The following is a 14609-nucleotide window of genomic DNA, read 5'->3' as shown; positions in this document are numbered from 1 at the left end:
CGTACAGCGGATCCCGGGCCCGCTTGATTCCCCGCCCCGTCCGCTCAGTCCTTGCGCGGGCCGCCGTAGATCTCGTTCACGACGTCCTCGTAGGTCCGCAGCACCTGGGCACGCTTGAGCTTCAGCGACGGGGTGAGGGTGCCGTCGTTCTCCGAGAAGTCCGAGGACAGGATCCGGTGCTCCTTGATCTGCTCGGCGCGCGAGACCGCCTGGTTGGCCTTGTCGATGGACTCGGCGATCGCCGCGCGCACCTGGTCGTTCTGGCGGGCGTCGTCAAGGGTCATCTCCGGATCCAGCCCGTGGGCCTCCAGCCAGCCGGGCAGCGCCTCCTCGTCCAGGGTGATCAGCGCGGCGATGAACGGGCGGTTGTCGCCCACGGCGATGCACTGCGAGACCAGCGTGTGCGCACGGATCTGGTCCTCCAGGACCACCGGGCTCACGTTCTTGCCGCCGGCGGTCACGATCAGCTCCTTGATGCGCCCGGTGATGCGCAGGTAGCCGTCGTCGTCGAGCTCGCCCAGGTCGCCGGTGCGGAACCAGCCGTCCTCGAAGGCCTCCTCGGTCTTCTCCGGGCTGTTCCAGTAGCCGCGCATCACGGCGATGCCCTTGGCCTGGACCTCGCCCATGTCCGTGATCCGCACCGCGTTGCCCGGCAGGGGACGCCCGACGCTGCCGATGCGCAGCGCGGTCGGGGTGTTCACGGTCTGCGGCGCGGTGGTCTCGGTGAGGCCGTAGCCCTCGAGCACCATCAGGCCGACGCCGTGGAAGAAGTGCGCCAGGCGCTCGCCCAGCGGGCCGCCGCCGGAGACCGCGTGCGTGACCTTCCCTCCCATGGCCTCGCGCAGCTTGGCGTAGACCAGGCGGTCGAAGATCGCGTGCTGGATCTTCAGCCCGAGCGGCACCTTCCCGGCCTGCTCGGCGCGCGACCAGGCGATCGAGACGGCCGCGGCGCGGTCGAAGATCTTCCCGCGGCCGCCGGCCTCCGCCTTCTGCTGGGCGGAGTTGTACACCTTCTCGAACACGCGCGGGACGACGAGCAGGAAGTCCGGGTGGAAGCTCTGCAGGTCCGGCAGCAGGTTCTTCATGTCCGCGGTGTAGGCCATGGTGCAGCCGCCGGCCACCGTGAGGATCGAGACGTAGCGGGCGAACACGTGGGCCAGCGGGAGGAACATGACCGTGCGACGCCCCTCCTGCACCACCTCGGGGATCGACAGCCTGGCAGCGTCCGCGAGTTCCACGAAGTTCCCGTGGGTGATCTCGCAGCCCTTGGGCTTCCCGGTGGTGCCGGAGGTGTAGATGATCGTGGCGAGATCGTCGAGGCCGGCGAGATCGCGGCGGCGCTCGATCTCCTCGTCCGGGACGTCCTTGCCTCCCTCGCGCAGGTGATCGAGCGCGCCCTCGTCGAAGCACCACACGCTGTGCACGGCAGAGAGGTCCTTGTCCTGGGCTGCCCGCTCGAACACGGCCTTGTGCTCCGGGGTCTCGACGACGAGCGCCGTGGCGCCCGAGTCCGCCAGGTTCCAGTGCAGCTGCGACGGCGCCGACGACTCGTACACCGGCACGGAGACCGCACCGGCGAACCAGATCGCGAAGTCGATGAGGCTCCACTCCAGGCGGTTGCGCGACATGAGCCCCACACGGTCCCCCGGCTCAATGCCGGCGGCCACCAGTCCCTTGGCCAGGGCGGTGACCTGCTCCACCACCTCGCTGGCCCGCAGGTCGATCCACTGCTCACCCACGCGGTGGGAGTAGATCGCCGGATCGGAGGGCTTGCGCACATTGCGCAGGAGCAGCTCCGTCACGTTCGTGTCTCGGGGGGTCTCTACAGCAGGCGGAATGCTGATCTCGCGCACGGGGGCTCCTGGTGATAGGGGTCAGTGACTCTACGGTAGGCGACCGTGAGACAGGTCACAAAAAGGAGATCAACCCGGATGTGGTGCAGATCTCGTCAATTTGTTGAACAATCTGTACTGTGTCCTCCACTGACCCGGACTCCCCTCTGCGAAGGGCTCCACGCCGACGGTGAACCGCACCCCCGGCGCGCACAACCTGGGGCCGCACCACGCCGCCCCGCTGATCGTCTCGAGGCAGACCATGACCCAGCACCACCCCGAGCAGGCTCCCGTGCAGGACGCCGGCTCCACCGACGCGCAGACCCCCAAGGCCGCCCCCGGCATGGTCTCGAGTTCGTCCCGTCAGGCCATCCTGGGCGCCCTCTTCCTGATGGCCACCAGCGCCATCGGACCGGGCTTCATCACCCAGACCGCCAACTTCACCGTCCAGATGGGCGCGGCCTTCGCCTTCGCGATCCTGGTCTCGATCCTGGTGGACATCGCCGTGCAGCTGAACGTGTGGCGCGTCATCGGCGTCTCCGGGCTCAAGGCCCAGCAGCTCGGCAATGCGGTCCTGCCCGGCGTCGGCTGGCTCGTCGCCGCGCTCGTGGCGCTGGGCGGCCTGGTGTTCAACATCGGCAACACCGCAGGCGGCGGCCTGGGCATCAACGCGATGACCGGCCTGGACGCCAAGTGGGGCGGGCTCATCACCGCCGTGCTGGCGATCGCCGTGTTCCTGTCCAAGAAGGCCGGCATGGCCCTGGACAAGATCGTGATCGGCCTGGGCGTCGTGATGATCCTGGTGACCGGCTACGTGGCCGTCGTCTCGGACCCGCCCGTGGGCGAGGCCATGAAGAACATGGTCCTTCCCGAGCAGATCAGCTACGTCGTGATCGTCACCCTGATCGGCGGCACCATCGGCGGCTATATCACCTACGCCGGCGCGCACCGCATGGTCGACTCCGGGATCACCGGACCGGAGAACGCCACGCGGATCTCCAGCTCCTCCGTGATCGGCATCATCATCACGGGCATCATGCGCTTCCTGCTGTTCCTGGCGATCCTGGGCGTCGTGGCGGGCGGCGCGGAGCTGATCGGCGACAACCTCGCGGCCCAGGCCTTCGAGCAGGCCGCCGGTGCCGTGGGCCTGCGCCTGTTCGGCCTCATCCTCTGGGCGGCCGCCGTGTCCTCGGTGATCGGCGCGGCCTACACCTCGGTCTCGTTCCTCACCTCGGACAAGACCAAGGCCGGCACCCGCAACATCCTCACGGTCGCGTTCATCGTATTCTCGGCCATCATCTTCCTGCTGCTCGGCCAGGCGCCGTCGACCCTGCTGATCGTGGCCGGTGCCGTGAACGGGCTGATCCTGCCGATCGGCTTCACGGTGATCATGATCGTGGCCTGGTTCCGCCGGGACCTGCTGCACGGCTACAGCTACCCCAAGTGGCTGGCCATCATCGGCGCCCTGGTGCTGATCCTGACCTACATCCTCGGCTGGAAGTCCCTGTCCGGCATCGCGGCCCTCTGGGCGTGACGCCTCTGGCATCCTGAAGACCATGACCCGCGCGACGGCAGGAGCTCCGATGAACGACGACACCCCCGTCTCCCAGCTGAGCCCTGCCGCCGCTCGGGAGCTGTTCCGCGCCGGGCGGGCCGTCCCCACCTCCGGGTGGTCGGACGGCTTCGCCCAGGCCAATCTCATCGCGGTGCCGCAGGACTGGGCGTACGACGTCCTGCTCTTCGCCCACCGCAACCCCAAGTCCTGCCCGCTGCTGGGCGTGCTCGAGGCCGGTCAGCTCAGCAGCGACCTGCTGCCCGGCGGTGACATCCGCACCGACATCCCGCGCTACACCGTCCACCGCGACGGCGAGCTCGTGGGCTCCCCCGCCGACGTCACCGAGCTGTGGCGCGATGACCTGGTGGCCTTCCTGATCGGGTGCAGCTTCACGTTCGAGGCCGCGCTGCTGGAGGCCGGGCTGCCGCTGGCGCATCAGGACCAGGGCGTGAACGTGCCGATGTACCGGACGTCGATCCCGGCCGGCTCCGCGGGCCGGCTGCACGGGCCCACCGTGGTCTCCATGCGGCCGCTGCCCGGATCCATGGTCGCCGACGCCGTGCGCATCACCTCGCGCTACCCGGCCGTGCACGGTGCGCCCCTGCACGTGGACGATCCGGCCGCGATCGGCATCGAGGACCTCTCCCGTCCGGACTACGGCGACGCCGTGGAGATCCCCGACGGATGGCTGCCGGTCTTCTGGGCCTGCGGCGTCACGCCCCAGGCGGCGATCGCGGCCAGCGGCGTCCCCTTCGCGATCGGCCACGCGCCGGGGCACATGCTCATCACAGATGCCCCGAACGCGTCGTACCAGGTGCCGTGAGGCCGCGGATCAGTCGTCCGAGACCGTGACCTCCACCGGAATGTTGCCGCGCGTGGCATTGGAGTACGGGCAGACCTGATGCGCCGCATCGGCCAGCTCCTGCGCCTCGTCGTGCGGCATGCCCGGGATGACGACCTCGAGCTCGACCGCCAGGCCGAACCCCTCGCCCTCCTTGCCGATGGAGACCTTGGCGCCCACGGAGGAGTCGCCCAGGTCCTTGCCGCGCTGCCTGGCGGTGAGCTGCAGTGCGGAGTGGAAGCAGGCCGCGTAGCCCGCGGCGAAGAGCTGCTCCGGGTTGTTCCCGTCGCCGCTGCCCCCCATGGCCCGGGGCGAAGCCAGATCGAATTCCAGGCCTCCGTCGGGGACGGTCACGCTGCCGTCGCGTCCTGCTCCGGTGGCGAGTGCCTCGGTGGTGTACAGGGGATCCATGTCATCCTCCTCGCGATCCGCGACCGGCGTCTCCGGCACGCGGTGATCTCATCGTAGGACGCCCGTCAAGACGGGGGTGCATCGGCTGCGCGAGCACCTGCGAGCCGCGCGGCCAGGACGGGCCGGGCGAGCTCAGCGGGCCGAGGCGGCCTCGGGGGACTGCACCGGGACCTGCGCGGTGTCGAGCTCGCGGCGGAAGCGCCGCGAGCGCAGGCGCAGCAGGGCGAAGCTGCCCAGCAACATCGTGAAGCCCAGGCTCGCCACGACCAGCCCGACCACTGTGGGGGCCGCCAGGCCGAGGCCCGCGGAGATCACCATGCCGCCCAGCAGCGCGCCCAGCGCGTTCGCCACGTTGAACGCCGCGTGGTGCAGCGAGGCGCCCAGCATCTCGGAGGGGCCGGCGATGCGCATGAGCCAGGTCTGCATGGACGGGCCCAGCGTCGCGTGGCCCATGTTGGTGAGGAAGAACGCGATGCTCAGCCCGACCGGGTCCGTCACCACGGAGACCATCAGCACCATGGCCGCGATGTAGAGCGGGAAGGCCACCAGAAGCGTCCTGTCCAGGGAGCGGTCCGTCGTGAAGCCGCCGATCGCGTTGCCGATGGTCATGCCCAATCCGGCCACCGTCAGCAGCACGGGGATGAATCCGGCGCTCATGCCGGCGACCTGCTGGCCGATGTCCGCGATGTAGCTGAACACGGCGAACGACCCGGCGAACCCCACCGCGGCGATCAGCATGACCACCCACAGCTGGACCCGGGAGAAGGCGCGCAGCTCGTCCTGGATCCGTCGGCCCTGCGGGGCGGGCTGGGACGGGATCGTGGTGGCCACCAGGACGGCGGTCAGCGCGAAGACCGCGGCGATCGTCAGGAAGGCCGCGCGCCATCCGGCCGCCTGCCCCAGAGCCGTGAGCATGGGCACGCCCACCAGATTGGCCACGGTCAGCCCGGACAGGGCGACGGCTGCGCCCTTGCCCTGCGAACCGGGGCCCATGAGGGAGGCCGCCAGCAGCGAGGCCACCCCCAGGTAGGCGCCGTGCGGCAGCCCTGCGATGAAGCGGGCCAGCAGCGTCAGCTCGAAGCTCGGCATCAGCCCGGAGGCCAGGGTGGACACGCACAGCAGTCCCGCGAACACTACGATCAGGCGGGTGCGGCTCAGGCGCACGGCCAGCAGGGACAGCAGCGGGGCGCCGACCACCACGCCCAGCGCGTAGGCGGTGATGGCCCATCCGGCGCGGGCCACGCCCTGCTCCGGGTCCGCGGCCATCATCTCGGGCAGCAGCCCCTGGGCGATCTGCGGGAGCAGCCCCATGGAGACGAACTCGGCGGAGCCGATGCCGAAGCCTCCGAGGGCCAGGGCCATCAGCGCGATGCGGCGGCGCGTCGGCGACAGCACGGCGCCGCCCTGGGTCTCATGCACAGCGGTCACAGGACACCTCCCGGGATGATGGATCGATGAAGAACTGCATCACCGCGGCGGAGGCCTCACGCTCGCGGCAGAACCCTCAACGCTAGACCTCGGCTCGCTCTGCCTGCCAGGCCTCCGGGGCCATCCGACCCGCGAGAAGCGTCACACGGCCGCGACCCCGGTCACTCGCAGGCGACCCCGTCGCCGTCGCCATCCATGCGCGGCGCATAGCCGGGCATGCCGCGGTACAGGGGCGCGGCACCGGCGGCCCGGGCCTCGGAGCAGTTCGCGAAGGCTGCGCCCGGTGCAGCGGGTGCCGGGGCAGGTTCCTGGGCGGGCTGCGGGGCGCTCTCGGCGGGCGCCCGCGTCGAGCTCTGGTCCGAGCCCGAACCGGAGTCGGACGACGACTCCCCCTCGCAGTCCCGCAGCACCTCCGCCATCCGGTCGTGCTCGGGCTGGGTGACCCACAGGTCGTACTTGGCCTTCACATCGACCTGCCGCGCCACGTAGGGGCACCAGTAGGAGCGGTTCGGCGGCAGCCAGGTCGCGGCGTCGCCGTCGCCCTTGGACTGGTTGGTCGGACCGTCGACGGCCAGGAGGTTCAGCGGGTCGTTGGCGAAGACCAGCCGCTGCTGCTCGCTCAGCTGCTGGGCGCCCTTCTGCCAGGCATCGGACAGCGCCACCACGTGATCGATCTGCACCTCGGTGGAGGTGTCCATTCCCGCGGTGAAGTCGATCGCGGTGTCCGTGTAGGGGTCCTGCAGCAGACCGGAGGACACGGAGCAGCCGTCCTCGCGCTCGATGCCCGTAAGGTCGCGGGCCAGGATGTCATTGCGGGTGCTGCACCCGTTGCCGTCGACGTCGTGCCAGGTGGGACCGAAGAGATCGCGGCCATAGCCGGTCTTCGGCGCGCGGCCCTTGATGTCGAGGGTCTCCAGCACGGTCAGGGCCTCAGCGGAGTCGGAGGCGGCGCTGTCGTCGACGGGCGCGGGCGAGCTCTCGGGCTCCGAGGCTTGCGCCGACGTCTCGACCGCCTCGGGTGCCTCTGCTGCCTCGGACGACTCGGCCCCGCCAGGCTCCTGCGCCTCCGATGACGGGGCCTCCGGCGCCTGCGGTGCAGACGACGCCGAGGAGCCCGGCCGCGGATCTTCGGCCTCCTCGGAGGACGGGCCGACGATCAGCGCGATGACCACCAGAGCCACGAAGGCGAGGACCAGCAGGCCCAGGCAGCCGCCGCAGCCGATGCCGATCTTGGCGGGGGTCGTCATCCGGGAGCGCGCAGGGGTCACATCAGCCTCGTCGTCGGGGGTCGCGGGGAAGCCCCACAGCCTACTGATCGGCACCCTGCCGACGACGGCGCCGCGCGGGCCGCTGCGTGCCCTACCCTCTCCTGGTGTCCTACCTCGATGAGCTGGCCGAGCGGCCCGACGACCACGACGACAGCCCTCCCGACGGCAGCCGGTACCAGAGCCTCAAGCACGAGGCGGTGCGCGATTCCACGCGCGCGCTCCAGCAGCGCATCCGCTCCCGCTTCCCGGATCGCGGGCTGTGGGAGGTATGCGGCGAGCTCGCGGCGCTCGTGGACGAGGTCGGCTCCGAGGGCGGCATCAGCCGCCGTCGCATCCGGTTCGCCCGCTTCATGTCGCGGCTGCTGGTCGCGCTCATCGTCGTGTTCGTGACACTGACGATCGCGCTGGCCGCGGCCGACATCTGGGCCGATCCGGAAGCCATCAGCCCGATCGACTTCCTGCCGCTGCTGGAGACCGTCATCAACAACGCGGTGTTCGCGGGCCTGGCGGTGTTCTTCCTGATCGCCGTGCCGGAGCGGATGGAGCGGGCGCGCGTGATGCGGCTGCTGCACCGCCTGCGCTCCCTGGCCCACGTGATCGACATGCATCAGCTGACCAAGGTCCCCGAGCGCCTGGAGCGGGGCTCGCGCGCCGACGGCGGCCTGGATCTCAGCCGCGAGCAGCTGCGCCACTACCTGGACTACTGCACGGAGATGCTCTCGCTCGTGGGCAAGACCGCTGCCCTGTTCGCCGAGGACACGACGGACGGGGAGATCATCGACGGCGTGGAGGGCCTGGAGACCCTGACCTCCGACATGGCCCGCAAGGTCTGGCAGAAGATCGCGGTGCTGTGACCTGCGTGAACGGCTGGCACGCCGCGGACTTCACCCTGACTCGGCCGACTAGTTGTTCAGCCCCTGCCCCTCGTAGAAGGCTCCGCCCGCATTTCGCACCGCGTAGTAGTAGACATCGGCCACCCCGAGGCACGCGTTGCGGCGGATCGTCTCGGTGGGGTAGGCCCGGGTGCAGGACGCCGTGAGCCCGGACAGGAACACCGTGTCGCAGTCCAATCGATCGACGAAGCTCGTGGACGAATAGCACCGATCGTGATCGTCGCAGGTGGGCTTGAAATCAGCGCGCCCCCACTGATCCGGTGAATAGCTGCAGCCGTTGGTCTCGTCGGTCGCCGCTGCCAGAGGAGCAGCGGAGGCCTGAGGTATAGCGGAAGTCTGAGCCAGGCGGAGGGATGATGACCCTCCGGTGAGCCGCACGATCTCCTGGATCTCCGCCTGACTCGAGATCGCGTCGAGCTCGACGATCTCCTGGGGCGTGAAGTTGCGCAGCAGGACGTCGTACTGCTTCTTGGTGATGTCCCCGCCCGTCGGCGACGCAGTGGATGCCGCCGTGGCCGCGGATGCTCCCGCCGCGGTCGATGCCAGCAGCATCACGGACGCAAGAAGAGTGATCGGTCGGCGCGCAACGGTCTTCATGGCATGCCCCCTCGGGGGAGATTATGAGCTCCCACTAGGGGATACAGTCTCAGACTGTAGCGCAGCTCACCACGCGCGGGCCCATCTCAGCGGCCGCTGTGGTAGCGGCACTGGGCTATCAGCACACGATCCTCGAGGACCTTGCAGACCAGTCGGTGCTCATCGGTGATCCGCCGCGACCAGAAGCCGCCGAAGTCGTGCTTGAGCGCTTCGGGCTTGCCGATGCCTTCATTGCTGTTGCGCTGGATGTCCTCGAGAAGCCTGTTGATGCGCTTGAGGACCTTCCGGTATGGCATCCAGGAGACGCCGGGCATTGGCGGGCAAGCGCATGAGGTACGCCGTCTCCCGCAAGGACTCGTAGTCCTCCAGCGAGAGGATGACGGCGGACTCGCGACCCGAGCGGGTGATCACGACACCCTCACGGTCATCCACGACAGAGTCCAGCACCTCGGCGTAGCCCTGGCACGATTCGGAATAGGTCATCGTCTTCATTCGACCTCCCTGTACAAGAATTTGTACAGCCCGAGGGGCTCGCCGACGAGGGGTGCCTCAACCCTGTCCGACGGCGGCGAGCTGGCGGCGGGCGCCGGGGCGCCCCAGGAAGAGCCAGCCCAACGAGCCCAGCAGCGGCAGGGCGATCACGAGCAGGACCCAGACGGCCTTCCGCTCGCCGGTGATGGCCGGCTGCAGGAAGAGCGGCCCCACAGCTCCAGGATCATGCCCCGGGAGTCCCGCAGGTATGCCCCGATCCGGTCGGTCGCCTCGGCATCGCGCTCCTGGGCCACGAGGTCCACGAGCGCCGCATTGCGCTCGACCCACGGCTGGTGGAACGCCGGAGTGTCATCGAGCGTGTGGAAGAGCAGGCGCAGCTCGGACTGCACCCGCTTCATGAGCTCGAGCTGGCGGAGCGAGCCGGACAGCGAGACGACGGCCCGGTGGAAGGCGTCGTTGGCCTCGGCCATGGCGGCCACCTGCCCGGCGTTGCGGGCCCAGCGGCCGGTCTCCACGGCGGCGCTCATCTGCTCGACCGCACGATGACGAGTCCCCGCCTCCGGCCAGCGCAGAGCCGCCCCCTCGAGGGCCAGCCGGGCGCGGTAGAGCTGATGGACCGTGGCCTCATCCGGAAGGCATACGCGGATGCCGCGATGGCGCTCGCGCTCGACCAGGTGCTCCTGCTCGATCTCGTCGAAGGCTGCGCGCAGGGAGTTGCGGGAGATGCCCAGGACCGCCGCCAGCCGTTCCTCGGGCAGGCGGGCGCCCGGTCGCAGGAGGCCCGTGACCACGCCGCGGCGCAGCACCTCGGCTCCGCGCGCGACCGCGCCCCGACCCTCGTGCTCCGCGTCCACCGCATCGCGCACCGGCGCGAGCACGGTCATGTCGGGCAGCGGCGCCTTGCTCTCGATGGTCATGAGCTCATCGTGCCAGTCGGCGCCAGGATGACCTCCCGTGTCATGACGTGATGCGTCCGAGCACCTGACCGGCCGTCACGGCATCGCCCTCGGCCGCGCCCCGCTCGGACAGGGTGCCAGCGCACGGCGCAGCGACCTTCGACTCGGTCTTCATGACCTCGAGCACGAGCAGGTCGTCGCCGGCCTGGACCTGCGCACCCTCCTCCACGAGCCACTTCAGGACCGTGCCGCCCACACCGGCCTTGATCGCGCCGTCGTCGTCGGTCTCCGCAGAGCCCGCCGACGACGCCTGCCCACCGGACTCGAGCGCTGCGGCCAGCGCCTTGGGCACGCCCAGCATCACCCGGCGGCCGTCGATGTCCACACTGAACCGCGAGCGCCCCAGCTCGGCGGCGCGCAGGTAGTCGGCCGCGTAGCCGTCGTCGGCGCTGAGCCGCTCGACGAACTCGTTCTCGATCCAGGCCGTGTGGACCGTGAAGTCCTCAGCGGTCTCGGCGGCGAACTCGTGGGCCTCGACCGCCGCGCGGTGGAACGGGACTGTGGTGGCCACGCCGTGGATGCGGATCTCGGCCAGGGCACGACGGGCCCGCCGCAGCGCGGCCTGCCGATCCGCGCCGTGCACGATCAGCTTGAGCAGCATCGAGTCGAAGGTCGTGGCGACCTCTTGACCGGCGCGCACGCCGGAGTCCAGGCGGATGCCGGGGCCGGTGGGGGCGTCGATCGCCTCGATGCGCCCGCCGCCGGGCAGGAAGCCGCGGCCCGGGTCCTCCGCGTTGATGCGGAACTCGAAGGCGTGGCCCTGCGGCTGGGCGCCCAAACCCTCGGGCAGGTGCCCGCCGTCGGCCACGAGCAGCTGCAACTGGACCAGGTCGGCGCCGTAGACCTCCTCGGTGATCGGATGCTCGACCTGCAGGCGCGTGTTGACCTCCAGGAAGGAGATCAGCCCGTCGCGGCCCACCAGGAACTCGGCGGTGCCCACCCCCACGTAACCGGCCTCGCGGCATATCTCGGCGGCGGCGGTGTGGATCCGCTCGCGCTGCTCGTCGCTCAGGAACGGCGCCGGGGCCTCCTCCACGAGCTTCTGGTGGCGGCGCTGCAGCGAGCAGTCGCGCGTGCCGAGCACGGCCACGCCGCCGTGGGAGTCGCAGACCACCTGAGCCTCGACGTGGCGCGGCTCGTCCAGGAAGCGCTCCACGAAGCACTCGGGGCGCCCAAACGCGCTCTGGGCCTCGCGGGCGGCCGAAGCGAAGGCGTCCTCGACCTCGGAGAGCTCGCGGACCACGCGCATGCCGCGCCCGCCGCCGCCGTGAGCGGCCTTGATGATCACGGGCAGCCCGTGCTCCTCGGCGAAGGCGGTGGCCTCAGCACCCGAGGCCACCGGGCCGTCGGTGCCCGGCACCAGCGGGGCCCCCACGGTGCGGGCGATGTCGCGAGCCTGGACCTTGTCGCCGAGCTTCTCGATGGTCTCGGGCTTCGGTCCGATCCAGGTCAGGCCGGCGTCGATGACTCCGCGGGCGAACGAGGCGTTCTCGGACAGGAACCCGTAGCCGGGGTGGACGGCGTCTGCACCGGCGCGCTGGGCGATCGCCAGGATCGCCTCCTGATCCAGGTAGGTCTCGGTCGGGCTGGTGCCCTCGAGCGCGTAGGCCTCGTCGGCCAGGTGGACGTGCGGAGCGTCGGCGTCGGGGTCGGCGTAGACGGCCACCGAGCTCAGGCCGGCCTCGGCGCAGGCGTGGATGATGCGCACGGCGATCTCGCCGCGGTTGGCGATCAGGACCTTCTGCACGATGGTCTCCTCAGTGGTTCTCGGCAGCAGGCGCTGCGACGGAGTCAGTGGTTGCGGTGGATCCGGGCTCGACGGCGACGAAGCGCACCGTCCTCCCGGGGGCCGCCTGGGCCATGAGGTCTAGGTCGGCCTCGAGCACGCAGGCGATGACCGGATAGCCGCCGGTCACGGGGTGGTCCCTCAGGAACACGACGGGCAGCCCGGAGGCCGGGACCTGGATGCTGCCGGGCACGGTGCCCTCGCTGGGCAGCTCGCGCTCGATGCTGCGCGCCAGCTCCTGCCCCTCCAGCCGGGCGCCCACGCGGTCGGAGGCCGCCGAGACGGTCCACTCCTGCTGCTGGAAGGAGCTCAGCGCCTCGGTGGTGAACCAGTCGGCGCGCGGTCCCAGGACCACGCGGATCTCGAGCGGCCCGCTCGGCGAGGTCTTCTCGGCGACGGGCGCGCCGGCGACCTCGAGCGGCCAGTCCACGGCGGTGCCGGGATCGCGGCCCACGGCCAGGCGGTCGCCGTCGGACAGCGCCGCGGGGCCGAGCCCTGCGAGAGTGTCGGTCGCACGGCTGTCGATGACCGCGGGGACGTCGATGCCGCCGCGCACAGCCACATACACGCGCAGCCCGTCCGAGGGAGCTCCCACGCGCAGCGTCTGGCCGTCTTTCAGCGCGAAGGGCAGGCCGGCGCGAGGACGCCAGCCCGAGTCGACCCTCGGAGCCTTCGTCGACTGCTCGGCACGCTCGTCCGGCTCAGTCTGCTCGGTCTCAGGCACATCGGCCGAGTCCGTCGCGACGGGCGCCTGCTCCTCCGATGGCGCCGCGTCCGTCGGCTCCGTGTCCGGCGTCGGCGCAGGGACGACCTCCAGCTCCACAGCAGCGCCGGTCACGGCGAGGACCTGATCGCCCGCGGCCCGCAGGCTCAGACCACCGAGCACGCTCTCCAGGCATGCCGTGCCCGGCATATTGCCGACCAGCCGGGCGGCTCGGTCGGCGGCGGAGCGATCGAGCGCGCCGGAGGAGGAGATCCCCACGTCGGCCCGACCCGGCCGGCCGCGGTCCTGGATCAGCGCCTGCAGTCCGGCGGTCTCGACCACCAGGTGATGCCCGGGATCGGCCTCCGCCTGCTCGGGCTGCGCGGGGGCCTGGACCTCCACGGCCTCGCGCACCGCCCGGTACGTCAGGCGGTCGCCCGGGGCCAGCAGCGCCGGCGGATCCTGGTTCAGATCGACCATGGGTGTCGTCGTGCGCCCCAGCAGCTGCCAGCCGCCCGGGGAGCTGCGCGGGTAGACCGCCGAGAACTGCCCGGCCAGCGCCACCGAGCCGGCGGGCACGGCGGTGCGAGGCGAGCTGCGGCGCGGGATCTCGGGCGTGCCGCGCAAGGCATCGGGCAGCTGGAGGCCATCCACGGACTCCAGCTCTCGAGCGCAGTAGAGGAAGCCCGGAGCGAAGCCGGCGAACGCCGCGATCCAGGGCTCGGCAGTGTGCCACTCGATCAGCCCGTCGGCAGAGACGCCCAGGGATTCGGCCAGCTCGTGAAGGTCCTCGCCGTCGTAGACGACGTCCAGCGCGATCTCCCGGCCCGGCTGATCCGCCAGTGAGCCCCGGGGGATGCGTGCGAGCGCGGCCTCCAGCGCAGGACGGTCGCTCGTGCGGATCAGCACGGTCGAGGCGCCGCCCACCCCGCGGAAACCCTGCTCGGACAGCGCGGCATGCACAGCCACGGCGTCGGCCAGGTCGGCGCACTCGATGAGCAGCGAGTGATCGGCGACCGGCAGGAGCCGCCGCTGCGGCACCTCGGACGACGCGCGGGACTCGCTCACGAGAGGAACGACCGCTGCTCGACGCCGGCCTCGGACAGCGCCGCCGAGACCTGCCGGGCGATCTCGAGAGCTCCGGGGGTGTCGCCGTGGACGCAGATCGATTCGGCATCCACGGAGATGGTGGAGCCGTCGATCGCGGTGACCGTGCGCTGGGTGGCCATCTGGACCACGCGGGCGGAGATCTCGGCCGGATCGTGCAGCACCGAGCCCTCCTCGCGGCGTGAGACCAGACGGCCCTCCGGCGTGTAGGCGCGGTCGGCGAAGGCCTCGCGCACCGTGGGGATGCCGGCGGCTGCGGCCTGGCGCTCGATCTCGGAGTCGGGCAGGACCAGGATCGGCAGCTCGTCGCCGAGCTCCGCGAGCGCCCGCACGACGGCTCCGGCATGGGCCTCGTGGTGGCCGATCGTGTTGTAGAGCGCGCCGTGGGGCTTCACGTAGCCGACCTGCGCGCCCACCGAGCGGGCGCAGGCCTGCAGGGCGCCGATCTGGTAGATCACCTGATCCGTGAGCTCCGAGGGCACCACATCGATGAAGCGGCGCCCGAAGCCTTTGAGGTCGTCGTAGCTGACGTGGGCGCCGATGGCCGCCCCGCGCTGCGAGGCGATGCGGCAGGTCTCGCGGGCGACCGACGGATCGCCTGCGTGGAAGCCGCAGGCCACGTTGGCGCTGGAGACGACCTCGAGGATCTCGGCTCCGTCCGGCATGGACCAGGAGGTCAGCGACTCCCCGCAGTCGGCGTTGAGATCGATCCGGGGCTGCCCGGAAGTGATGGCGCTCAT

At 70.8% G+C, this 14609-nt stretch carries 15 protein-coding genes; 3 read left to right on the top strand and 12 right to left on the bottom strand.

What is annotated here, in order from left to right; translation table 11 throughout:
- Positions 1-44: 44 nt before the first annotated feature.
- Positions 45-1853 (bottom strand): AMP-dependent synthetase/ligase, encoded by a 1809-nt coding sequence (locus tag OVA15_RS10850; RefSeq protein WP_268144928.1) that lies wholly within the window; start codon positions 1851-1853, stop codon positions 45-47.
- Between the two features lie 322 nt (positions 1854-2175).
- On the opposite strand from OVA15_RS10850, the gene OVA15_RS10845 reads away from it, so the two are divergent.
- Entirely contained in the window at positions 2176-3366 is a 1191-nt protein-coding gene (locus OVA15_RS10845) for an NRAMP family divalent metal transporter (protein WP_053448147.1), read from the top strand.
- 49 nt (positions 3367-3415) lie between these two features.
- The gene (locus OVA15_RS10840; protein WP_006215361.1) at positions 3416-4210 is read left to right on the top strand and encodes a putative hydro-lyase; all 795 of its coding nucleotides are present in this window, start codon (positions 3416-3418) and stop codon (positions 4208-4210) included.
- A 9-nt stretch (positions 4211-4219) separates the two neighbouring features.
- On the opposite strand, the gene OVA15_RS10835 is transcribed toward OVA15_RS10840, so the two are convergent.
- From OVA15_RS10835 to OVA15_RS10825, 3 genes are all read right to left on the bottom strand, one after another.
- Positions 4220-4639, bottom strand: coding sequence for an organic hydroperoxide resistance protein (locus OVA15_RS10835; protein WP_040561313.1), 420 nt, complete (start codon positions 4637-4639; stop codon positions 4220-4222).
- 132 nt (positions 4640-4771) lie between these two features.
- Positions 4772-6067 (bottom strand): MFS transporter, encoded by a 1296-nt coding sequence (locus OVA15_RS10830; protein WP_268144925.1) that lies wholly within the window; start codon positions 6065-6067, stop codon positions 4772-4774.
- Between the two features lie 161 nt (positions 6068-6228).
- Positions 6229-7335, bottom strand: a complete 1107-nt coding sequence (locus OVA15_RS10825; protein WP_326493289.1) for a GmrSD restriction endonuclease domain-containing protein — start codon at positions 7333-7335, stop codon at positions 6229-6231.
- A gap of 104 nt (positions 7336-7439) precedes the next feature.
- On the opposite strand from OVA15_RS10825, the gene OVA15_RS10820 reads away from it, so the two are divergent.
- Complete coding sequence (locus tag OVA15_RS10820) at positions 7440-8189, top strand: hypothetical protein (RefSeq protein ID WP_006215357.1); 750 nt, start codon at positions 7440-7442, stop codon at positions 8187-8189.
- Positions 8190-8237: 48 nt separating this feature from the next.
- Here OVA15_RS10820 and OVA15_RS10815 read toward each other — a convergent pair whose 3' ends face one another.
- The 8 genes from OVA15_RS10815 to OVA15_RS10780 all read right to left on the bottom strand — a co-directional run bounded on the left by OVA15_RS10815 (position 8238) and on the right by OVA15_RS10780 (position 14609).
- Positions 8238-8780, bottom strand: coding sequence for a phospholipase A2 (locus OVA15_RS10815; protein WP_053446646.1), 543 nt, complete (start codon positions 8778-8780; stop codon positions 8238-8240).
- Between the two features lie 131 nt (positions 8781-8911).
- On the bottom strand, positions 8912-9139 hold the full coding sequence (locus tag OVA15_RS10810; protein WP_268144921.1) for a Txe/YoeB family addiction module toxin: 228 nt from the start codon (positions 9137-9139) through the stop codon (positions 8912-8914).
- The gene (locus OVA15_RS10805) at positions 9054-9308 is read right to left on the bottom strand and encodes a type II toxin-antitoxin system Phd/YefM family antitoxin (protein WP_442786735.1); all 255 of its coding nucleotides are present in this window, start codon (positions 9306-9308) and stop codon (positions 9054-9056) included. The genes OVA15_RS10810 and OVA15_RS10805 overlap by 86 nt, the downstream gene beginning before the upstream one ends.
- Before the next feature lie 66 nt (positions 9309-9374).
- Positions 9375-9467 carry a hypothetical protein gene (locus OVA15_RS10800; RefSeq protein ID WP_197017333.1) on the bottom strand — a complete coding sequence of 31 codons (93 nt, stop codon included), beginning with the start codon at positions 9465-9467 and terminating at the stop codon, positions 9375-9377.
- Positions 9464-10234, bottom strand: a complete 771-nt coding sequence (locus OVA15_RS10795; protein ID WP_137802457.1) for a GntR family transcriptional regulator — start codon at positions 10232-10234, stop codon at positions 9464-9466. Before OVA15_RS10795 ends, OVA15_RS10800 begins: the two co-directional genes overlap by 4 nt.
- A 40-nt stretch (positions 10235-10274) precedes the next feature.
- On the bottom strand, positions 10275-12020 hold the full coding sequence (locus OVA15_RS10790) for an acetyl/propionyl/methylcrotonyl-CoA carboxylase subunit alpha (RefSeq protein ID WP_268144914.1): 1746 nt from the start codon (positions 12018-12020) through the stop codon (positions 10275-10277).
- A 10-nt stretch (positions 12021-12030) separates the two neighbouring features.
- Positions 12031-13830 carry a carboxyltransferase domain-containing protein gene (locus tag OVA15_RS10785; RefSeq protein ID WP_268144912.1) on the bottom strand — a complete coding sequence of 600 codons (1800 nt, stop codon included), beginning with the start codon at positions 13828-13830 and terminating at the stop codon, positions 12031-12033.
- Positions 13827-14609, bottom strand: coding sequence for a LamB/YcsF family protein (locus tag OVA15_RS10780; protein ID WP_268144910.1), 783 nt, complete (start codon positions 14607-14609; stop codon positions 13827-13829). Before OVA15_RS10780 ends, OVA15_RS10785 begins: the two co-directional genes overlap by 4 nt.

This window comes from Kocuria sp. SL71, from assembly GCF_026672465.1.
Taxonomy (GTDB): Bacteria; Actinomycetota; Actinomycetes; order Actinomycetales; family Micrococcaceae; genus Kocuria; species Kocuria palustris.
The sequence above is the reverse complement of the archived record's forward strand: the minus strand, read 5'-3'. Positions and strand labels throughout refer to the sequence as shown.